The following is a 20,590-nucleotide window of genomic DNA, read 5'->3' as shown; positions in this document are numbered from 1 at the left end:
CAAAAGAGCACACGAAGTGCACACGCCCTTCGAGCGGCCCGCATTGAACTGGCGGCGGTGAACATCCAGGAGCAAGAGACGAACTGTGTGAGGTCCCAGCAGAGGCGCCGAGCGCCGAGGGTTGACACAGAGGCTAAAGTGAAACGGCGGCATGATGCCCAATCACGCCGTCGAGAATCCTTAGTCAATGCTCAAAACCCTGCCTATATCTGTGCCAAATCGTCGCGACCCCACACCCGAGCAAATTGAGCGTGCCTTGATTGGTTCAGGAAGTCCGAAACGTCCGTATGGTGTGAAACTGGTGTTCACGGTCCTTCATGAGGAATACATCGAACCCCTACTGGACATGAGCCTGCTCATGCCGAGCGGGACGTTTGCGAAGGTGTCCGTCGTTGAACAGGCGCCCGGGCTCGGAGGACGGCGATTCGAGATCAAGCTCGATGGTTTTGCGCGTGCTACCGCTGCGGAAGCTGCCGGTCGGCATCTGACCCAAACGATGTTGCTCTTAGCGGTGAGTCTCGACTTCGGCTTGCGGCTCGAGTACGTGACTCACGAGCCAGCAAACATCTACGAACGCTTTCGGTCTGACGGTCTTACGCTCAGCGGATACGGGCTTGCCATGTGGCCACAGCATGCAGTGTTGAAAGCGTTGAGTGACACGCTTAGTTGCGCCGAGATGCCCTCGGGCCTTCTTATTTCCATTGAACTGTACTGCTCGTCACTTCTGGAAGCGAATCGTCGTGCTCAATTCGTCGGCGTCGTATCAGCGTTAGAGCCTCTCGCAGCCCCGGCACGGCTGGGGGATTCTGTTGATGGATTCATAGCGCGGATGCTGGCCGATCTTGAGCAAGACGTGGACATTCCTCCAGACTTAAAGCAGTCGATGCGAGGCCGGGTCCGGTTATTGCAATCAGAATCGATTCGTCAATCTTTGCGGCGCTTGTGCGGAGAATGGTTTCCGGATAGTGCCAAAGCTTGGCAAACCGTAGATAGGGCTTACCGCTTGAGGAGCGAGCTGTTGCACAGCGGGGCCTTCGCTGACCCTGACACAGATGCGGCGGTGGAGGCTTCTGAAGTACGACGGGTTCTTCGGGCAATCTACCAACGCTGGGCAAAACAGCCATTCAAAGCCCCGGCTACCATCTGATCGGCTGGCAGTTGCCCCTGTGCAAGTGGGAAAAAACAGCCCGATCCCGAATTCCGGAATGCTGGAACTGGCTGACTGTTTAACGCCCTCGGCGGAGGGTGACTGCGTTTCATTGCCGACGGTGGCTGTCGCGTATCTCTTCCAGACGGCGCAGATAGTCCGGCTCAACAGTGTCGGGCTCGTAGGTCTCAGGGGACTCAGCATGCACGGGGCCAGCCCAGAGGCGCCTGGTTAGGTAGCGTCCTTGACGCTCCCGGATCATCTGCTTGATGGGGTCTTTTGCTGGATCGTAGGGGCGCCCAGCGCGGAGGGTTCGGCGGGTCTCTGCGACGCGGCCCGCACGGGCGAGGGCTTCGTCCCGCCGGGCCTTCTGTGCGGCGCGGCCTGCCTTGATAGCGTCCCATGTCATCCCGAGCGAGCCCTTAACGATTGCCCGTGTGTCACGCCGTCGCTTGGTCTCCTTGGCGTACCGGTTGACCTTCGTGCGGACGCGCAGTTCGGCCAAGTACTCCCGGTGGCAACGGTGACAACGCGGGCGGTAGTAGGAGGGCTGCCATGGATAGCGGTTCGGTTCTCCTTTGCGCGTTGGGAAGTTTTCGGCAGACAGGGCTAGGGTGCAGCCGCAGGTTCCGGCGCAGGGCCGGTACTGGGGGAGGCATTCGGGATGATTCATGGTCTAGAGGATGTAGGGGGGGGGGGGGGCATGAAGGGGCAGGGGAAGCCGGGTGTCGCGGGAGGTTTAGGGACGGCCCGGGAACCACTAGGACGCGCCTGCTCGCAGGTGCGCTCAGAGGCTCCATGCTGTAGTGGCCTGCTCGCCCCCGCAAACGGGCTCAGGGACCTCCCGGCACTGCTGGGAAGGGTAGGGTGGCCTTGTAACCGCCCATGGACGCTGAGCCCGTTCGCGGGGCTCTACAAACTGTCCGAAATCGAATCTATTCGGACATGCCCAGCAGCTATGTCCAAAAACTAGCTTGACGACTTTTTGAACACCATAGAGAATTCGGACTCCCTTTTCGTACACAGGAGCCCAGAGTGTCCCGAGTCTTCGCTTATTGCCGCGTATCCACGCAGGACCAGACCACAGACAACCAAATAGGCGAGATAGCCTCGGCTGGCTTCGCCGTCCAACCGTCCCGCGTCGTCGCAGAGACCGTCAGTGGCTCCGTGCCTGCGTCGGAGCGCCCGGGCTTCGGCAAGCTGCTGGACCGACTGGAATCCGGGGATGTGCTGGTGGTCACCAAGCTAGATCGGCTGGGGAGGAATGCCATGGACGTTCGGGCAACTGTGGAGGCGCTCACGGGGCTGGGGGTCCGGGTGCATTGCCTCGCACTCGGGGGCGTGGACCTCACGAGTCCTGCGGGGAAGATGACCATGGGCGTCATTGCGGCGGTGGCGGAGTTCGAGCGGGACCTCTTGATCGAGCGGACCCAAGCGGGGTTGGCCCGAGCCAAGGCGGACGGGAAGGCGCTAGGTCGTCCCTCCGCGCTCTCTGTAGCTCAGGTACAGGAGGTCGGGAAGCGTCTCATGGCCGGGGAGGCTATTGCTGCCATCGCTCGGGCCATGGGCACCAGCCGACAGACCGTGATGCGAACGAGAGACGCCATGCGATAGGCCGCATATCAGCGGGCTTCGTGAATCTCAGGCCGGCGTGTAACGTCGGCTTTTTCATGCACAGGCGAGCCCGATCCGGTTCAGCTCAGCGGGCCAATCACGCACCCCTACGGGGGCGCATACGCGCGGGCGGGTCCACAGGACTGCTCACGAATTTTTAAGAATTTTTTACAGGGGCCGCTCGTGGCGCCGCTGAATGCAGGTTGAAACCTGGTGCGTGCCTTGTCTCTAACTGTCTGGGTGTCCAGTTGTAGAACTGAATACCCGTACAGTGTAAAAATACTAACTATTGCCAAAGTTACAAAGGTGGAACTACGGGTGAGTTCTCCAATGAAGTAGGCAGCAGACTTGTAACCTTGCTCAAGCTTCTGAGGAACTTTACTGCATTGTGTGTGCAAACCCTACATCTAGCGTTTTCGATGGCAGTCAGACACCAGATATAGTGATTCCATTCCGAAACGACAACGCCGGGGTGCAACCCGGCGTCGAAGCCCAACTTTTAGCTGTCGGGGGCGTGTACATCAAAGAGACGTCGCACAAACGAATCTTGCCATGGACCAGTTCGGATGGACAGCGCGTTGGTTAATAACCTTAAAGGTTGAGCAATGACAAAGCAGCAAATCGGGCGCGACGCCCGCACTGGTGAATTCATCCCTGTCCGCGAGGCGGAACGCCGCCCGACGACGACGGTTGTGGAGACGATTACTCGTCCCGCACGACCGACAGTGACTAAGCCCTATACGCCGCCTGTTCGTAAGCGGTAAGCGTCGGGCTTCTTGGACGCCAGTAGGGCAGCCTACTGGCGTTTTTTACGCCCGCTAGTGGTCATCCGAGAGGATTTGTATGGACGAAAAGGCGGTGTGGGGATTGGCCGGTGCTTTCTTGGGCTGGGCGTTGAGCATCGGGACGGCCTTCGTCAAAGAACATGTACGCGTATGGCGGCTCGCTGCGGGGATGCGTGATGAACTCGAAGATATCGACCATCAAGTTACCGATATGGTGGAAAGCCAGCGCCGGAACTTGCAGATCATTGGCGCGAAGGGCGCTGGTGCGACAGGCGCGTTACCGATTCAACACGTCTTCTTTCAGAAAGCCTACGTTGACGTTTTTCCACAGCTTGGGCGTGGCGCACGTCTTTCTCTTCAGCTAATTCACTCAGCCGTCGATTCGCTTAACGAAGAGGCACGACAACTCGACGAAATCTTTTTAGAGCTGAAAAAGCTGACGACGCCAGAGTCCGAGCAGGCGCAAGGCCTTAGAAGGCAATGGGAAGACTTGGTGAAAGCTGCATTCTCGAATGCAATGACATTGCGTTGGTACATTGCAGCCCATCTCCAAGGTCGCTTTCTCAATCCGGTTAAGCAGTACGGCCACGACCATAGGCAATGGCTACAGCATCTAGAAGACGTACAGCTTCAGATCGACAAATACATCGAAGAAGGAAAGAGCATTCCTTCAGCTAGCTTTGAAAAGTTCTACGACGAACCTCGCTTCGAACAAAATGCGGCGGCCGTCCGGACGAGCTTCAGACGCTAGGGACCTCCGTATTCGAGTGCTGCGATTTATCGCGGCAGGGCCACGATGTTTGCCCCGTAAGCCTGAAGAGATCAAGCCGCCCACCCATCTTCGCCATCGATTGGCCCTTTGACGCCAGCGCCTCCGCAGCTTCTCGGAACTCCTTGCGGGCGCGACGGGCCTTGGTCGAACAAGTCTTGCACGAACTCATCAGGCCATCAGGGGAGCCGTTGTGGCGTTTGAAGCTCGTCGCCGACTTCTCACGTTTGCAAACTCGACATGTGCGGCAGAGCGCCGGCGGGGTCACGAGGCAAGCAGGAACACCCAAGGATGTTTCGGGAGGCGGATGCAGCGTTGGATTGCCCATGAGCGCAAGCATGCCTTCCAGGCTCAAGGGGTGGGGCTTGCCATCGACTTCCGCATGAACTTCATCGCCGACAACATGCAAACGAGATAGGTCGATCAGCGGCCATCCCGTAAGCTTCGTGTGGTCCTCGGAACTCAGCGAGACCTCGTGACCTTCAAGAGTGGCGAGTGAAAAATGATGGTTCATGTTGCGGGGTAGTGTTCGGGATCGAATGCAGAAACTGCCGTGTGCGGATCGCATGAGGCACAGCAGGAATTGAAAAAGCCGCTCCGCCTCGTGCGAGGGGAGCAGCGCTCTCGGCGCAGCAGGGGCGCGAGACTAGACCGTCAGTCGCCCATGCCCTTGGTCCCAGTAGCCCACTGGAAGGCTTGCCGTTTGCGCAGCATCTCCGGCACGTGATGCTCTGCCATCCACTGCGCCTTCTCATTGGAAAAATACTTGGTGCCGGTGCTGACTGCGATGCCCGCGAGATCGCCGGTGAGCTTTGAGTTGCTCGCCTTGACCTGCACGCTGGCGGACGCGAGTGCGTCGGCGTTTTGCGTCTGCAGGGCGCCCATCTGCTGCCGGTTGGAGGCGATGGTGTTCGTCAGGCCGGTGTCAATGCGCGAGAAGTCCTCGGCGGCTGCAGCGCTGATGTTGATGGCGTTGGCCTCCAGCGACCCGCCGCCTTGCGCGGCGAGGACCCGGGCCATCGAGAGTTGCCGGGCCGCTTGGCGGCTCCGGTCGGTCTGCTTCTCGAATGCCTGGGCAGCGGCGGCGCGGTCGTTCTCCTGCGCTACGCGGTAGCCCTCGGCGGTGTTGCGGTTGTTTGCGTCCGCCTGCGCCATGATGGCGTCGTTGTTGGCGTTGTTTGCTGCGACCGCGCCCACCGCCGAGACGGCAGCGGACGCTATGAGCGTGATGGTGGTTGGTTCACACATGGCTTGCGCAGTGAGGTATGCGGCCCTAGTTAGCGGCGAATGGTTGACCGATTTGGGGCAAGCTTTCCAATGACTGGTTCTCGTGCGTGATGTAGTCGGCGAAGAAGTGACCGGCAATGCAGCCTCGATGCTTCTCTACGTCGGTAGCAATAGCGACCACGTTCCCGGTGCGTTTGTCGCAAAACACAATGAGGCTTTGCGGATCGGAAAGGTGGGGCGCGGCATCGGCGCGGGTGGATGGGTCAACGGCTGCGCTGCGGATGCGAGTCATAGTGGATGTCTTTTTGGTTAAGGGTAAATCTGTGCTGCGGTAAGTGGCGTTCGAGCTCGGGAGCGGTTGCCCTATCGGCCGGACAGCCGAATGGAGTCGGTGGGGCCTAGGCTCCCAACGGCTCCGTTTAGTAGCGCGAAGCCGCTGGCAAACATTGCACGCGCAGCCTTCAACGTGTCCAGCCGAGCTGCCTCGGTGTCGCGCAGGAGGTCGCACAGAGCTTCAGCTTGGCGCTCGTAGGTCTTCACTCGCTCGGCCAATGGGTCTGACGTGATCTCGGTGATCTCGGTGTTCTCGTAGGCCACCGTGACGACTGGCTTGGTCATGCGATTCACTGTGAGCCCCCCAGCGTGGTACTCGCATAGGCGCGTGGATCGCCTATGGCTATGGTGGCCGGCTGCTGGTGACCACTTCCGACCGGCAGGGCTGAAGCAGTGGCCGTGGCGCGATTGCCCGTGACCTCGAAGCGAGATGCAGCTTCACCGAGGCGCTCTGCGGCTTGTCGCGTGGTCTCGCCGGAGCGCTGGTAGTGCTGTGCAAGGTTGCGCGTGTCACCGGAGTAGATCGTCGCCCGGTAAGTTTCTTCGGGGCGCGAGATGCTCGATGGAACGGCGCGATCTTGGGCGACGTCGCCCAGGCTCGGCATCCTGAAGGGGGCGGATACCTGCTTCCCTTGGTGGAACTCGGCCACCATGCCGGTGTCCATGATTTCCTCCTTGCCCGAGATGGGGTTAACGCGCCTCTCTTTGAGCGGCAGGATGACGGTGTTTCCAGAATTCATTTTGTTTTCTTTGTTCGTTGGTGCTCAGTGGCTTTCGCTACGGCTCCAGCCGTAAAGCCTACCGGTGCCTTCGGTTGGAGCGACGGAGAGCGGTCCCGGAGGCGCGGGCAGATTCACAGCGCGGACAACGCGCTCCGACTCTGCGACCGTGAGGCGCAGGGCGGTCATGTGAGTGCCTAGGTCAACGCCGGGCTCCCCGACGAGACCTGCCCTGAGGTAGCGCAGGCGGTCGCCGGCGGTACTGCGGAGGTGACCGGGAATCGCGGTGTCGGCTAGGAACTTGTCGAGCCGCTCGACGGCCTGAGGTGCGGTCATGCGCAAGCCCTGTAAGTCAGCCCCAAACGCCCGCATCCAATCGCGCACGACGATGAGCTGCACCCAGAGCGCGTACTCCGGCGTATCGGCATAGACCTCGGTGGCGCCAAGTTCAACGGGTAGCTTGGCGAGCGGTCGGTTGTCCGGTTCATGAAAGTGAAGCGTCGGACGTAGAGTCTCGTCCCGATAAGCGTTCATCTCGCGCACGGTTCGTGCCCGGGCTTCTTTGGAGGATTCGGGGAGCTTGAGTTCTGCGACCTTCTCGCGGATCGTGGCAGGAGCAGCGGTGGCCGATTGCTGTGCGGGGTATCCAATCGCGCCGAAAGGGACGGCGGCTACGGGCTTTTTCGACATGGCGATTTCTTCTTTCAGATGGGATTGCAGGTTTGCTGAGGCGCGGCGGTGCGCCTGAGCTTTTCGCGCAGCCATGGGCCACCGCCGAGGGTCATCAGTTTTCGCTTCTGCGCCGGGGTCAGCCGGACGCAGACGGAGATCAGGATGTCCTCCGCTGGTCGAGGCTTGGGTCCGCGGCGCTGGGGGGTCTGGGTTGGGGTCATAGATTCCTTCCTTCAGCCGCTCAAGCGCGGCGAGACTGGATGAAGGACACCAGCGCATGCACGCTGGATGTCGATTTACATCCCGATGGTTTCGATGGGGTTGAAAACCTCGTGCGAGTTGCGGCGCTTCTCGACGTTGGCTTCCCGCTTCTGAATGGTCTCCTTGCGCTTGTCGTAGTCGTTTTTGATCCGGGCGCCGTAGCGGGGCTCGAAGAACGCAGCGCCGGACGCAGGGTCCACACCAGCCTTCACGTAGAAAACGCCAGGCGGCGCCTTGCTCTGCAGGAACTTGAAGGCTTCGGCCTCGCCCTTGGGCACGTCCACCGGGGCGACCTTCTCGTAGGTCAGGCCACCTTGGTAGCCGGACTTCATGGAGGTCGCTACGTCCATCCCGGGGAGGATGGAGCCGGTGTCGGTCACCTTGTCGGGCATGGCGAGCTTCTGACCCGCGATGACGCGGATGGGGGCGCCAGAGGGCATCAGCATCGGGTGCAGTCCGTTGTTGTCCGGGAGGCCCAGGGCGATGTCCTTGCCGTCGATCTCCTGCCCGTGGGGCGTCATGAGACCGGGGACCTTGACCTTGAATTCGGCCATGTCCTCGCGGAAGGTCTTCGCGGTGTTCTCCAGTTGACCGTCCACGTCCTTGACGTTGCCGAGGGCGTAGACAGGCTTGCCGTTCACCATGTTCAACGGGTTGCCCAGCTCGGTGCCCTTGGAGCCATAGGGGTTCGGGACCATCTGGTAATGCTTGCCTTGACCGGGAAGGAACGTGTAGCCCTTTGCGATCTGCTGCGCCACCACGTCGGCCGCCTTGTCGAAGTCCACTTCGCCGGTCATCTGACGCATGTACGTCGCCTGCCGATAGAGCATCTCGCGTACTCGCCGTGCATCCTTGGACGGGAGCGAGCTGTCGATGCCCGAGAACCAACCATCGGAGCCGGTGTGCTTGCGCATGGCCGCCGTGATCGCTTTGTCCACCGATAAATCCACCTCGGCAGGCTTGGCGCCAGGCTTGAACTGGGACCACTCGAAGCGGCCCTTCGCGGCATCGGTCAGGGGTTTGATGTCCCCGCCGTTCGCGAAGTACTGGCCGGCCGTCTGGGCGTCGATGTCACCACCGATGTAGGCCTTCATGGCGAGGAAGCGGCCGTAAGTCTCGTCGTTCGGGAAGTACTTCTCCAGAACTTCGGAGCCCACCTTGTCTTCGAGGGTCCGGTATCCCCGGTAGACCTGGGCGATCTTGGCGGGGTCACGGCCCATCAGGGCGCCGCCGAGCTGCTGCTTGTAGACCTCGCTGGTGCCTTTGGGGCTCGCGGCCTGCACGATGGGGTCCGACAGGAATGCCATGAACTCCTGCGTCGCCTGCTCACTCGCCACGGCATTCGGAATGCCGTAGGTTTTGATAGTCTCGGCCAGGGCGGGCATGGCGGCCTGCCGCTGCACCACGATGTCACGGAGACCCAGTTCGTAGTTCTCGTTCACGATGGCGCCCACGGACTTGCCGAGGTGCGTGGCGACCGTAGGTCCGTCGTGGATGCCGTTGATCGCGCCGTTGACAGCCATACCAAAGACCGAGACCTCGGCCTTGGTACGCAGCGACTTCTTGAACGCCGCGTCGAGGCCACGGAAGACCTCCGGGCCGACACCGTGTCGGCTGTCGATCTGGTAGGCCTTCTCCTCCATGTCAGCGATTTGCGCGGGCGTGACGCCGGGTTGCGCTATGAGCGCTTGGAAGTCTTGGTTCCATTGCTGCACCGCCATGCCGGCCTCGAAGGTCTTGATGCGATGCGTCTGCTTGAACAGGTCTTCGGAAAGCCGGGTGTACGCGGCGGGGTTCCGGGCGGCCCACGAGTTCGGGTTGCCGTCGTCGTAAAGCGCCTTGAGCGTGCCGAGGGCTTGACCGTAGTTCGTAACGCTCTCGCGCACGATCCCCTCATGCCACTTGTCGGCCTGAGCCACGTTGCCTCGTGCCATGGTCAGAAGGCGCTGGTAGGTGTCAGCAGCCTTGCCGGTCGTTAGGCCGTCTGGGCTCGCGTTCATCTCGGCCTTGGTGGCGTTGAGAACGGAGTTCAGGGAGTTCGTCTCGACAGTCTTGCGGACGTTCTCGTTGGCTTGAGAGACCATCGACTGCGCCTGCTGCGTGAAGGTGTAGAGCTTCCGGGCGTCATACATCGGATCGCCGGTGCCTGAGCCGATCTCTTTCTCGTACCACTCCTTCATGTACTGCTCGGCGTTGACCGAGCCATCGAGCGGCATGTCGCTCATGTGGAGCTTCGCAGCCTCTGTGAGCTTGAAGGCGTCCTCGTCGGCTTGCGCGGAGACGTAGGTGCCGGCGTAGGCCATGCGATCCGCATAGCGCAGGTCCATGGCCCGACCTGTCTTTTTGTCGGTCAGTGCTTGCCACTCAAGCGCCTTGTTCTCGCGTTGTGTCTGAACGATGTCTTCCCGCTGCATCGCGTCAGCTACTTCGTCCAATGATTTCGCAGCAGAACTGAAGAAGCCCGAGAAGGCGTTACCGAGGGTTTGTAAAGCCTGTCCTTGGCCTTGAACCTGCGCGGCGGTAGCCTTCCCTACGTCGGTGTACGTTGACGGCGCGGCGGTAGGTTGTACGTTTTTGAAAGTCGGTGTCGTCGGGAATGACTGCTCGCGTTGTCCTGCCATGTGCTTGTTTCAGTTGGTTGGAGGTGCACGCGCCAGCAGATGCTGCCGCAGCACGGACGAGATCGTTCGCCGTCGTCCAGATGGTCGAAAGCTGAAATCTCAGGGGAGAAAGGTGAATGCCCGAAGGTCTGACTTCCACCGGCGATGCCTGAGCAACGGGTGGAACTACGGGCTTATCAATCCGGCGATACGCCTATTGCTTGTGCGTAAGCGGATTTGTGACGGGGATAGGGTCGTCACCTTGCGTGGGTTTATTCGAAACCCGAAATTCGGCATTGCGTCTCTAGACCTCGCCGATGAATCCGCTGGACCCAAGGCCTTGCCGCTCGGCGCCCTCTTGAGGTCTCAGAGATGTCCTAAGACCTCAAGAGAACACTATGTTCTCTATGTTCTATACACCCCTGTAACTCCCGAGGTGATCCTTGTGCGTGGGTTTAATCCAGCACTTCGGACGTGACGGGGCACACACGGCAAGCCGCGTGATTTCGTGTTGTAGAGGTGTGGCCCGTGGGGCCGTCAGTGCCGCGAATGCGGGCTGAAAGTGAGATGCATGACAAGCCACTTTCTGTGCGCTTGCACTGGTCCCCGGGTCGGCTGAGAGGCCTTAGGAAGTCCGGTACTACCAGCGGCTCCGCGTCGGGAGCGGGCTGGAATAATACTGTAAATTTATCCAGCACTTTGTGTCGGCAGGCACCAACATGGGGTATTCGTTGACAGTCGGTTTTCCCAAGTGCAGGCTACTTTTATGAATCAGCCTGCCCCCACGCTTGTAGAGGAATTTGGTCGCTGGACCTTCTCGTACTTTGTGCGAGAGCCGGCCCATCGTGGTGAGCCGTTTTTCGCTAATGCTGAAATCCATGAGGGCCGCGTGTTGCGGGCGCGTTTCATGCTGTCGAGATCGGGCGATCACATTGAAATGGTGCAGAGGCTGCGCAGCCATTGCGAGGAGTGGGCAAAGGACCGCGACGACCCTTCGCGCATCGACAAGCGCAACGAGCGCACCATCGGGGACCGCATCAAAGCCGGGCAAGCCGGCGAGAAGGGCGTGGCCTAAGAGAACAGCTTGAACAGCGCGGCCGTTGCGCCGACTGCGGTCATCATGAGGACCACCGGATACCACGCGCGTTCGCGGTGGAACTTCGAGGCCTCGGCCAGGAGCTTGTGCGACTCGGCGTTGAGCTTGGAAGACTCGGCGATGAGCTTCGCAATCTCTACATCCACGCGGCGGGCTGTTTGAGCGTCCATGGTCGGCATGGTAGCGGTTTTGGGCGCTCGGGGGATGCGGCGACGGGTCATAAGGCCTCCTGCTTTGCCGCCGGCAATTAGCGGCTCGGAGGAGCCTTCGGGGGCTCGCCGAGCTTGCTGATTTTGTGGTTGCTGAAGTGGGCGACTTTGTACATCTCGATCACCCCGTGAGTACACGCGAGCTCCTCAGCAGTCGGCCGATAGTCCGACTTGTTGGAGTCTCCACAGATGAAGCTCGACAGTTGCAGCATGTTCAGGCTGTGGTTCGGCCCGAGAGTCGGAGTGCGCAGGGCGACTTGGGCGGTCGCCCCAATGCCCACAGTTGCGAGAGAAGCGGCGAGCGCGAGGACATGGTTTTTCATGGCGTAGATTTTCGACGCGGGCTGCGGTCCCGGTGTCCGATGGCATCGCGGCAATCGTAGGGATGCCGTCGGCACTAATGCGCGAGGCGGGACGGGCCGCTAGATGGCCAACAGTGCGCCGGTCAGCATGCCGACCAAGGCCCGCTCTACCCAAGCGTCTGTGGCGGCTTCTGGGCGCCCTGGCGGGACCAGGAGGTCCACTACGTCCAATGCCCTATTTGCAAGCGTCAAGAGCGCCACGGGGTCAGGCGCTGCGCCTTTGGCCCGTCGAACCTCATGGCCGACGATGACGGCGGCGCGAATCACGGGATGTCCTGCGGCTTGATCGGCGGTGTACCTCGTGCGGTAGCTTTGAGGTTCCTTTGCTTCCTGTGCACCCACGGGCGTGTGCGGGTCTGCCGGGTCATCCCGCGCCGCTTTGGTAGGCGCTATAGGCGTTTGCGCGACTGCCGCTGGAGGTGGCGACTGCACGATGGTCTTCTTTAGTTCGCGTAGCGCCGTGGCGAGTGCGGGGAGCTTTTTCGGCGGAGCCGCTTTATCCGCACGCGCTACCACGTATGAAGCAGTCGGCCCTCGAAGCTCAATCGTCAGAGATGCCGCTCGCATATCTTGGACCTCCACCCAAGCGCAAGGGTCGCCGTTAGTGCCGGCCGTCCACTGGACCCTGACAGGTCGCCGCAAACTTTTCTCAAGCGCAGCCGCAAACAGCCGGAGTGGTCCCTCAGCATAGGTGGGGGCGTAGGGCATGGCACGTTATCGGGTGCGGCGAGCGCGTGCCGACGAGCGCCGCGCAGAACGCAGGCACACGGTGCGGGCGGCCGCGAGCGCATCAGGGAAGGCAACGCCCTCGCGCAATGGCAAGCCATCCCGAGACAAGACGGAGGCCTCGCCGGGAACTCCCGCACCGATCACGATAGACACTAGGGTTGTCGGTACCGCGCGTGAGTCCTCGACGCAGAGTGCGGCCCAATGTTGGCCGCAGTCAGTCGAACCGTACTCGGTCGTCACCGGGCGCTGCAGCGCGGTTGCCATTTGTTCGCGCAGGCTTTCGACGCTGGAGCGTTGGGCGGCGGGAAATCTGAATTGCGAGGTCATCAGTGTGTCCTGTTTTGTGGAAAGCCGCGACTTTGTCCGTTGGTCACAAGCTTGTCAGCAGCACGAGTTACCTACTTGAGGGGCTTTGCACAGCAACTAGCGCGAGTCGCTGGCGAAGCACTCGCTTCTCGGTGACTCGCATCTTGTTCAAGTGGGACGCGGACTTGCGCGATATCCTCTCCGACGATCTTCGCGTTTGGAGAAAGTCAACCCCCATAACCACTTTTTTCGTTGTGGTGCTACTTTGCCCCCATGGACGCTGCAGCAAAGCGCCTGAAACGCGCCCATCGCTGCACGCCCGGGTCGAGGCTGTCGCCACAAGCGGAATCGGAAACTCGTTAAGGGCGGCGACGGCTTGAACAGACAATGAGTCCTCCGCAGCCCTTCGGTCCCGCCTATGGCTAAGCTAATTCCAGCCCCTCTCCTTGCCATCGTTTCGAACATCGTTTCTACTGCAGAGACTCACGCGAGCATGGACAGTCTGTTCATGTATGCCGAAGCCCCTGGTGATCCGCCAGAGGGCAGTAAACACGTCAAGGCGCAAGAGTGGCTACGGAACACGAACAAGGAACACCCAGATCCGTTGGCAGTTCTAGGACGGATCATTAGCGGCTACATGGAGGACCCAGTGATGGCTGCGGACTACGTAGCCCCTCAGTGGACCCAGGAACACGAATCAACCCTGACGAAGCGAGAGAACGTCCGCAAGATCGAGAAGGTGCTTGCCAACAACGGATTGCAATACCGTGTCGGGGGCTTCATCACGGGCGGCGGACTCGCACCAAGTAAGACGCTGGGGCAGTTGATCAAGGGCCGGGATATGCCTGCAATCCATCGCGAGTTTGATCGCGCCATGGAGACCGTCGAGGCCAAACCCCGAGAAGCCGTCTCTGCCGCCTCTAACATTCTTGAATCGATCTTCAAGACCTACATCGAGGACAACAAGCTGACGATGCCGGACAAGCAAGATTTGCAGCCAGTGTTCAAGGTCGTCCGCGCTGACCTCGGGCTCGACCCCGGAAGCATCGAGGACCAGGATTTGCAGCGAATCATCACGGGCCTGTTTTCAATCGTTGACGGTATCGGGGCACTGCGCACGCATGCAGGCAGCGCCCATAGCGAGGGCCGCAAAGGCTACAGGCTTGAACCTCGACACGCACGTTTAGCCGTCAACGCCGCGCACACTGTCGCGACGTTTGTTATGGAGACATGGGACAAGAAGATCGGCGGCAAACCGCCGCTTGCTGCTGCCTAGCGGCCGAGGCGCTGCTCCCGACTGATTGGATTCGTAGCTTGATGGTGGAATCAGGCACTTCGCTTCGCGAAGTTGAGACCCGACCAGTCCAGCGCTCCTACAGCGGCCACCAGCGCCCCCATGGATGCGTGCGTGTACCTCGATTGCACTGCGCCGCTCTCGTGTCCAATCAGCTTGTCAATGATGGTCTCGTTCACGCTGGCCCCAGCTAGTACGGAACGGACATTGTGGCGGCAGGAGTGCGCTGAGAACCTCGGGTCTGGGGCGATGTCGGCGTCCTTGCGGAGGTCCAGGAAGTAGCGGCCCGCAAGTTCGCTGGGGCGCTTCTTACCTGACTGGATGAACTTAGGAAACAGGAAGCGCTCACCACAGGCCCGCATGGCCTCTACGTGCTCTCGCAGCCCCATCGCTAATACCTGCGGGGCCATCGGGACCACGCGCAGCCCTGCGGCCGTTTTGACGCTTCGGGCCTCATGGCCCTCGGTGGCTATGTCGTGAATCTCAATGGAGAACTGGCCGTCGATCTCCTTGAGGTCTGCCAATTCAAGCTGCGCAATTTCCCCGAGACGACAGCCCGTGTACAGCAGCAAGGGCAACAGCCAACGGCCCGAGTCGTTCCGGGTGTTGTTGGCCGCGACCAGGGCCTTCAATTGCTCCAGGCGCCACGGGAGCCGCTTGGTCGAATCGGAGGTATCGACCTTGACGCCCACCCATGGATTGACCTTGAGCTTCCCGGAGTCCACAGCCAGATTGAGCAGGGCGACCAGCGGGGATAGCAGGTTGCGGATGGACCGACCCTTGAGGCCCTGAGCGACCAGAGCAGCCCGGTACTTCGCGGCGTGTCCCCGGTCCAGGTCTCCAGCGGCCACAGGGCCGCATGCCTTAGTGAACTCGGCAATGCCGCGCTCGGTGATCTTGATGGCTGCAGGTTTGCGGGTCTTAGCCGCCTTCCAGTCGGCGAGCAGGGTTGCCCAGGAGAGGCCGGCAGAGGGGGCGGCAGGAGAGGCCACAAGAACTGCCTGAACCCCGGAAACCGCTGGAGCCTCTGGGGTGTCAATGAGTTCACCGCGATCCCGGGCGACCGCCTCGGCGCTGGCCTTCGCCAGCACACGGGCCAGCTTCAGCAAGGCCAGCTTCCCGGGCATGCCGCTCCAGTCGATGCGCAGCCCCATCGGCTGAGTCAGGCGCTCCATGCGCAGCGTAATGGCAGACAGGTCCCCAGCCGCGACCATCTGCACCCACTGCTCGGCGATCCAGGCCCGAAGGATCAGGCGTCGCTCGGTAGGGCTCGGGTTGCCTTCCCATTCGTAGGAGGCCAATGCAGCATCCAGACCTTCCGGCTCTACGCGCAGCCGGTCGTCCCCGATCAGCACGGCATGACGGACAGCCTGCGCCAGCGTATCGACCAGTGCAGCGGTGGGAGCTATCGCAGGCTGCGGACGGCGCCGCTCACGCTCGGCCGCCCATTGAGTCTCAAGGTCGGCCCGGATCGTCAGAGCTTTGATGCGGGCTATGGGTTCATCCCGGGTGCCGAGGGTCGCGCGGAAGGCGTAGCGGTCCTCGGGGCCGGCGCGTAGGTCTACCGGCTTGACGATGGTCAGGAAGAACGTTTGACGCCTACGCGTCAGGCCGGGTATCGGTCTCGGTGGTGATGCCATTTGATGGGGCTCCAAGTGGTGAAGTTCACACGTCTGGAGCACATCGGATTACGCGGTAGGCCGCGCCAGCCTTGGAGAGTCGCGTTCTCAGAGGAGAAAACGGAATCTGATTAGAGGTTGACGAGCCTTACCCCTGGCACTGACTACGCAGCTAGGGCTGCTTGGTTCCCCACCTGACCCGGTTGGCCACTTCACCATGCAGGGAGGCCCGTCAGCGGCGATTCTAACCCCGTCGATTTGCCCCCTTCGCCGGGGCGTGAATGATTTCGGCGGCGGCGGGAAACAAGCGTGAAGTGGCCTGCCCGCGCCTTTTAGAATGTCCGCAATGTCTTATCTCGTGCTCGCTCGCAAGTTCCGTCCGAAAACCTTCGGTGAGATGGTCGGTCAGGGGCATGTGGTGCAGGCGCTCGAGAACGCACTGACCACGCAGCGCCTGCATCACGCCTATCTTTTCACCGGCACGCGGGGCGTGGGCAAGACCACGGTGTCGCGCATCCTGGCCAAGTCGCTCAATTGCCAGGGGCCGGACGGGCAGGGCGGCATCACCGCCACGCCGTGCGGCGTGTGCCAGGCCTGCCGCGACATCGATTCGGGCCGCTTCGTCGACTACACCGAGCTCGACGCAGCCTCCAACCGCGGCGTGGACGAGGTGCAGTCGCTGCTCGAGCAGGCCGTCTACAAGCCGGTGCAGGGGCGCTTCAAGGTCTTCATGATCGACGAAGTGCACATGCTCACCAACACCGCGTTCAACGCGATGCTGAAGACGCTCGAGGAGCCGCCCGAGTACCTCAAGTTCGTGCTGGCCACCACCGATCCGCAGAAGGTGCCGGTCACGGTGCTCTCGCGCTGCCTGCAGTTCAACCTGCGGCCGATGGCGCCCGAAACCATCCTCGAACACCTGACAGGTGTGCTGCAGACCGAGCAGGTGCCGGCCGAGCCGCAGGCGTTGCGCCTGCTGGCGCGTGCCGCGCGCGGCTCGATGCGCGATGCGCTCTCGCTCACCGACCAGGCCATCGCCTTCGGCAACGGCGAACTGATCGAAACCGGCGTGCGCCAGATGCTCGGCAGCGTGGATCGCGGCCATGTGTTCAAGCTGATCGAGGCGCTCGCGCAGGGCGACGGCAAAACGGTGGTCGACACTTCCGAGGCCTTGCGCCGGGACGGCATGTCCGCCGCTTCCACGCTCGAAGAAATGACCGCCGTGCTGCAGGCCATGGCAGTGCTGCAAGCGGTGCCTTCGCGGGCGGAATCCGCCGATTCGGCCACCGACCCCGACGCCGCCGACACCGCGCGCCTCGCATCGCTGATGCCCGCCGACGAAACGCAATTGCTCTACAGCCTCTGCCTGCACGGCCGCGGTGAACTGGGCCTGGCGCCCGACGAGTACGCGGCGCTGACCATGGTGCTGTTGCGGCTCCTGGCCTTCAAGCCTTCCAGCGCGGCTGCCTCCACGGCTTCCCCGGAAAAAAAAACTCTGAATGACGCCCACGCCGCGCCGGCAAGGGCTCCTGCCCGTGTCGCGCCGCCTGTATCGGCGCCAGTGCCGGTGCCGGTGTCCGCCGGGCCTTCGGTCGAAACGTCTGCCGCAGCTGCACCTGCATCGGCTCCGGCATCACCACCCGCAATCACACCGGCCACGCACGCGCCATCGCCCGTGCCGCCTGGCCATCGCCTGGCCGTGCGCGACGAACCCCTGCGCCAGTCCGATCCCAGATCTGCCTCCTCGGACGCCCCCGCCAAGGTCGTCGGCATGCCGATCCGCGTGCAGCCGCCGCCCAGCCTGCGCGATGCGCCGCGCGCCGACGAGCAGCGCGGCCCCGCGGCGCCGATCCCCCCCAGCGAGGACGGCGACTTCTGGTACGACACGGTCACCCAACTGGTCGCGGCCGAAAGCATCACGGCGCTTGCGCGCGAACTCGCGTTGCAGTCGCAACTGGTAGGGCGCGACACCGACCAGTGGATCCTGCGCATCGAGCGCGAAACGCTCAACCAGCCCGCCAGCCGCGAGAAGCTCACCGCCGCGCTCAATGCGCTGGGTCACGAGATCAAGCTCGCCATCGAGATCGGCGGCGTGGTCGACAGCCCCGCGCGCCGCAACCGGCATGCGGCCGAGGCGCGCCAACGCATGGCCGAGGAGGCCATTCACAGCGACCCCGAGGTGCAGATGCTCATGCGCGACTTCGATGCGAAGATCGTCCCCGGAACGCTGCGGCCGGTCTGAGCCGGGCTCCACGGCCTCGTCTCTTATCCTTCACCCCTTTTCTTCACCAACCCACACAGGACCAACGATGTTCAACAAAGGACAACTGGCCGGCCTCATGAAGCAGGCGCAGGCAATGCAGGACAACCTCAAGAAGGCCCAGGAAGAACTGGCGCACATCGAGGTCGAAGGCGAATCGGGTGCGGGCCTCGTGAAGGTCGTCATGACCTGCAAGCACGACGTCAAGCGCATCACCATCGACCCGAGCCTGCTGGCCGACGACAAGGACATGCTCGAAGACCTGGTGGCCGCCGCCTTCAACGCCGCCGTGCGCAAGGCCGAGGAAACCAGCGAGCAGAAGATGGGCAAGCTCACGGCCGGCATGCCCGGCCTTCCGCCCGGCATGAAGCTGCCGTTCTGAGCGCTTGATGGCCGACGCCAGTTCGCTCGATGCCCTGGTCGATGCGCTGCGCCGATTGCCCGGCGTGGGCATCAAGTCGGCCTCGCGCATGGCGTTCCACTTGCTGCAGCACGACCGCGAGGGCGCGCAGTTGCTCTCGCGCGCGCTGCAGCAGGCGGCAGGCAATGTGCGCCATTGCGAACGCTGCAACACCTTCACTGAAGCACCGGTCTGCAACGTGTGCATGGACACGCGCCGCGATGCGACCAAGCTCTGCGTGGTCGAAACGCCTGCGGACCAGGCCGCGCTCGAACGCACCGGCGCCTTCCGGGGCTATTACTTCGTGCTGATGGGCAAGCTCAGTCCGCTCGACGGCATCGGCCCCAAGGACATCGGCCTGCAAAAGCTGTTCGATCGCGCGCGCGACGGCACGGTGAGCGAAGTCATCCTCGCCACCAATTTCACCGCCGAGGGCGAAGCCACGGCGCACGTCATCGGCGAAGCGCTCAAGCAGCGTGGCCTGACCGTGACGCGCCTCGCGCGCGGCGTGCCCGCCGGCAGCGAGCTCGAATACGTGGACCTTGGCACCATCGCCCACGCACTCGTCGACCGTCGATAACGCGCCACAAATCCCCATGACCACCTCCCTCCTCACCGTCGCCTACTGGTGCGTGTTCATCGCATGCGGCCTGCCGTACCTGGCCGCGTGGACCGCCAAGGCCGGCAGCTTCGGCCTGCGCGACAACATGCATCCGCGCGACTGGGCCGCCAGGCAGAGCGGCTGGCGTGCACGCGCCAACAGCGCGCAAGCCAACTGTTTCGAAGGGCTGCCATTCTTCGTGGGCGCGGTGATCATTGCGCACCAGTTGGGCGTGAATCAGGCGCGGCTCGACATGCTGGCCGCGGCCTATGTCGTGCTGCGCGTTCTCTACCTTGCGGCCTACATCAAGGGTCTGGGCGGTGTGCGCAGCGTGATCTGGGCGATCGCATTTCTGGTCAACGTCGCGATTCTTTTCCTCGCGAAATAGGCCGCCGCAGGCCGTTCGGCAGAGGCGGCATCGAGGCTTCATGGAGGCCTTCGTGCTTACGTGAAAACCCGCACGGGATGACCCCGATGCAGGCAACAGGGGCGCACCCCTAAGCTCGATTCAATTCCAAGAATCAAAGAGCCCGCAGGACCGCTTCATGCTTCATCGCAGAACCCTCATCACCGCTTCCGCAGTCGCTGCCGCCACGATCGCGCTGCCGCGGGTTTTTGCGCAACCCAAGCTGGAGAAGACCAAGATCTCCATCGCGGTCGGCGGCAAGGCCGCCTTCTATTACCTGCCGCTCACCATCTCCGAGCAGCTGGGCTACTTCAAGGCCGAAGGCTTGGAGGTCGAGATTTCCGATTTCGCCGGCGGCGCACGCGCGCTGCAGGCAGTGGTCGGCGGCTCGGCCGATGTGTGTTCGGGTGCGTACGAACACACCATCAACCTGCAGGCCAAGAACCAGTTCTTCCAGGCCTTCGTGCTGCAGGGCCGCGCGCCGCAGATCGCGGTGGGCGTGTCGACCAAGAACATGGCCGGCTACACCGGCATCCAGGACCTCAAGGGCAAGAAGATCGGTGTCTCGGCACCGGGCTCGTCGACCAACATGGTGGCCAACCTCGTGCTCTCGCGCGGCGGCCTCAAGGCGAGCGATGTGAGCTACATCGGCGTGGGCGTTGCGGCCGGCGCGCTCACCGCGCTGCGCTCGGGGCAGATCGACGCCATCAGCAACACCGACCCGGTGATGACCATGCTCGAGCAGAAGGGCGATGTGAAGATCATCAGCGACACGCGCACGCTCAAGGGCACGCAGCAGGTGTTCGGCGGGCCGATGCCCGCGGCCTGCCTCTATGCGCCCATCGACTTCATCCAGAAGAACCCCAACACCTGTCAGGCGCTGGCCAATGCCATCGTGCACGGCCTGAAGTGGCTGCAGACGGCGGGGCCGGGCGACATCATCAAGACGGTGCCTGAGACCTACCTGCTGGGCGACCGCGCGCTGTACCTCGCATCCTTCGACAAGGTGCGCGAATCCATCGCCACCGACGGCCTCGTGCCGGCCGAAGGCCCGAAAACGGCGCTGGCCGCCATTGCCAGCTTCGACGCCGCAGTGAAGGCCGACAAGATCGACCTCGCCAGAACCTACACCAACGATTTTGCTAGGCGCGCGAAAGACAGGTTCAAAGCCTGACTCCGAA

At 62.2% G+C, this 20,590-nt stretch carries 21 protein-coding genes and 1 other RNA gene; 10 read left to right on the top strand and 12 right to left on the bottom strand.

The window, feature by feature from the left end:
* The first annotated feature begins 187 nt into the window (after nucleotides 1-187).
* The 3 genes from ABIC90_RS07130 (at nucleotide 188) to ABIC90_RS07120 (ending at nucleotide 4,297) form a co-directional block, all read left to right on the top strand.
* Nucleotides 188-1,147, top strand: coding sequence for a hypothetical protein (locus tag ABIC90_RS07130; RefSeq protein WP_354353388.1), 960 nt, complete (start codon nucleotides 188-190; stop codon nucleotides 1,145-1,147).
* Between the two features lie 1,035 nt (nucleotides 1,148-2,182).
* Nucleotides 2,183-2,761 carry a recombinase family protein gene (locus ABIC90_RS07125; protein ID WP_354353387.1) on the top strand — a complete coding sequence of 193 codons (579 nt, stop codon included), beginning with the start codon at nucleotides 2,183-2,185 and terminating at the stop codon, nucleotides 2,759-2,761.
* Between the two features lie 843 nt (nucleotides 2,762-3,604).
* A complete protein-coding gene (locus ABIC90_RS07120; RefSeq protein WP_354353386.1) occupies nucleotides 3,605-4,297 on the top strand; it encodes a hypothetical protein in 693 nt (230 codons plus the stop codon).
* Here the strand turns inward: ABIC90_RS07120 and ABIC90_RS07115 are convergent.
* The 7 genes from ABIC90_RS07115 to ABIC90_RS07085 all read right to left on the bottom strand — a co-directional run bounded on the left by ABIC90_RS07115 (nucleotide 4,287) and on the right by ABIC90_RS07085 (nucleotide 10,148).
* Nucleotides 4,287-4,829, bottom strand: coding sequence for a hypothetical protein (locus ABIC90_RS07115; RefSeq protein WP_354353385.1), 543 nt, complete (start codon nucleotides 4,827-4,829; stop codon nucleotides 4,287-4,289). The genes ABIC90_RS07120 and ABIC90_RS07115 overlap by 11 nt on opposite strands.
* Nucleotides 4,830-4,969: 140 nt before the next feature.
* Nucleotides 4,970-5,563 (bottom strand): virion core protein, T7 gp14 family, encoded by a 594-nt coding sequence (locus ABIC90_RS07110; protein WP_354353384.1) that lies wholly within the window; start codon nucleotides 5,561-5,563, stop codon nucleotides 4,970-4,972.
* Between the two features lie 25 nt (nucleotides 5,564-5,588).
* Nucleotides 5,589-5,834: a hypothetical protein gene (locus ABIC90_RS07105; RefSeq protein WP_354353383.1), complete on the bottom strand. Its 246-nt coding sequence runs from the start codon at nucleotides 5,832-5,834 to the stop codon at nucleotides 5,589-5,591.
* A 71-nt stretch (nucleotides 5,835-5,905) separates the two neighbouring features.
* Nucleotides 5,906-6,160, bottom strand: a complete 255-nt coding sequence (locus tag ABIC90_RS07100) for a hypothetical protein (protein ID WP_354353382.1) — start codon at nucleotides 6,158-6,160, stop codon at nucleotides 5,906-5,908.
* A gap of 5 nt (nucleotides 6,161-6,165) precedes the next feature.
* On the bottom strand, nucleotides 6,166-6,615 hold the full coding sequence (locus ABIC90_RS07095; RefSeq protein WP_354353381.1) for a hypothetical protein: 450 nt from the start codon (nucleotides 6,613-6,615) through the stop codon (nucleotides 6,166-6,168).
* 24 nt (nucleotides 6,616-6,639) lie between these two features.
* Nucleotides 6,640-7,359 (bottom strand): hypothetical protein, encoded by a 720-nt coding sequence (locus ABIC90_RS07090; protein WP_354353379.1) that lies wholly within the window; start codon nucleotides 7,357-7,359, stop codon nucleotides 6,640-6,642.
* Between the two features lie 203 nt (nucleotides 7,360-7,562).
* Nucleotides 7,563-10,148 carry a hypothetical protein gene (locus ABIC90_RS07085; RefSeq protein WP_354353377.1) on the bottom strand — a complete coding sequence of 862 codons (2,586 nt, stop codon included), beginning with the start codon at nucleotides 10,146-10,148 and terminating at the stop codon, nucleotides 7,563-7,565.
* A 745-nt stretch (nucleotides 10,149-10,893) separates the two neighbouring features.
* On the opposite strand from ABIC90_RS07085, the gene ABIC90_RS07080 reads away from it, so the two are divergent.
* A complete protein-coding gene (locus tag ABIC90_RS07080; protein ID WP_354353376.1) occupies nucleotides 10,894-11,202 on the top strand; it encodes a hypothetical protein in 309 nt (102 codons plus the stop codon).
* Here ABIC90_RS07080 and ABIC90_RS07075 read toward each other — a convergent pair.
* The 3 genes from ABIC90_RS07075 to ABIC90_RS07065 form a co-directional block, all read right to left on the bottom strand.
* The gene (locus tag ABIC90_RS07075) at nucleotides 11,199-11,393 is read right to left on the bottom strand and encodes a hypothetical protein (protein ID WP_354353375.1); all 195 of its coding nucleotides are present in this window, start codon (nucleotides 11,391-11,393) and stop codon (nucleotides 11,199-11,201) included. The genes ABIC90_RS07080 and ABIC90_RS07075 overlap by 4 nt on opposite strands.
* A 77-nt stretch (nucleotides 11,394-11,470) precedes the next feature.
* A complete protein-coding gene (locus ABIC90_RS07070; RefSeq protein WP_354353374.1) occupies nucleotides 11,471-11,755 on the bottom strand; it encodes a hypothetical protein in 285 nt (94 codons plus the stop codon).
* 753 nt (nucleotides 11,756-12,508) lie between these two features.
* Nucleotides 12,509-12,850 (bottom strand): hypothetical protein, encoded by a 342-nt coding sequence (locus ABIC90_RS07065; protein ID WP_354353373.1) that lies wholly within the window; start codon nucleotides 12,848-12,850, stop codon nucleotides 12,509-12,511.
* Nucleotides 12,851-13,322: 472 nt separating this feature from the next.
* On the opposite strand from ABIC90_RS07065, the gene ABIC90_RS07060 reads away from it, so the two are divergent.
* A complete protein-coding gene (locus ABIC90_RS07060; protein ID WP_354353372.1) occupies nucleotides 13,323-14,105 on the top strand; it encodes an abortive infection family protein in 783 nt (260 codons plus the stop codon).
* 50 nt (nucleotides 14,106-14,155) lie between these two features.
* On the opposite strand, the gene ABIC90_RS07055 is transcribed toward ABIC90_RS07060, so the two are convergent.
* On the bottom strand, nucleotides 14,156-15,763 hold the full coding sequence (locus ABIC90_RS07055; RefSeq protein WP_354353371.1) for a tyrosine-type recombinase/integrase: 1,608 nt from the start codon (nucleotides 15,761-15,763) through the stop codon (nucleotides 14,156-14,158).
* A gap of 116 nt (nucleotides 15,764-15,879) precedes the next feature.
* An RNA gene (ffs, locus tag ABIC90_RS07050) (signal recognition particle sRNA small type) lies at nucleotides 15,880-15,976 on the bottom strand.
* A gap of 112 nt (nucleotides 15,977-16,088) precedes the next feature.
* Between ffs and dnaX the strand changes: the two genes are divergently transcribed.
* From dnaX to ABIC90_RS07025, 5 genes are all read left to right on the top strand, one after another.
* Nucleotides 16,089-17,984 carry a DNA polymerase III subunit gamma/tau gene (gene dnaX / locus ABIC90_RS07045; protein WP_354353370.1) on the top strand — a complete coding sequence of 632 codons (1,896 nt, stop codon included), beginning with the start codon at nucleotides 16,089-16,091 and terminating at the stop codon, nucleotides 17,982-17,984.
* A 67-nt stretch (nucleotides 17,985-18,051) separates the two neighbouring features.
* On the top strand, nucleotides 18,052-18,384 hold the full coding sequence (locus ABIC90_RS07040) for a YbaB/EbfC family nucleoid-associated protein (RefSeq protein WP_007836669.1): 333 nt from the start codon (nucleotides 18,052-18,054) through the stop codon (nucleotides 18,382-18,384).
* Nucleotides 18,385-18,391: 7 nt separating this feature from the next.
* On the top strand, nucleotides 18,392-18,982 hold the full coding sequence (recR, locus tag ABIC90_RS07035; RefSeq protein ID WP_354353369.1) for a recombination mediator RecR: 591 nt from the start codon (nucleotides 18,392-18,394) through the stop codon (nucleotides 18,980-18,982).
* 16 nt (nucleotides 18,983-18,998) lie between these two features.
* Nucleotides 18,999-19,391, top strand: a complete 393-nt coding sequence (locus ABIC90_RS07030; RefSeq protein WP_354353368.1) for an MAPEG family protein — start codon at nucleotides 18,999-19,001, stop codon at nucleotides 19,389-19,391.
* A 157-nt stretch (nucleotides 19,392-19,548) separates the two neighbouring features.
* Nucleotides 19,549-20,583: an ABC transporter substrate-binding protein gene (locus tag ABIC90_RS07025; RefSeq protein WP_354353367.1), complete on the top strand. Its 1,035-nt coding sequence runs from the start codon at nucleotides 19,549-19,551 to the stop codon at nucleotides 20,581-20,583.
* Nucleotides 20,584-20,590: the final 7 nt, after the last annotated feature.

This window comes from Variovorax boronicumulans (genome assembly GCF_040544675.1).
GTDB lineage: Bacteria > Pseudomonadota > Gammaproteobacteria > Burkholderiales > Burkholderiaceae_C > Variovorax > Variovorax boronicumulans_D.
Note: the sequence above shows the minus strand (reverse complement) of the source record. Positions and strands in the feature narration are given on the sequence as shown.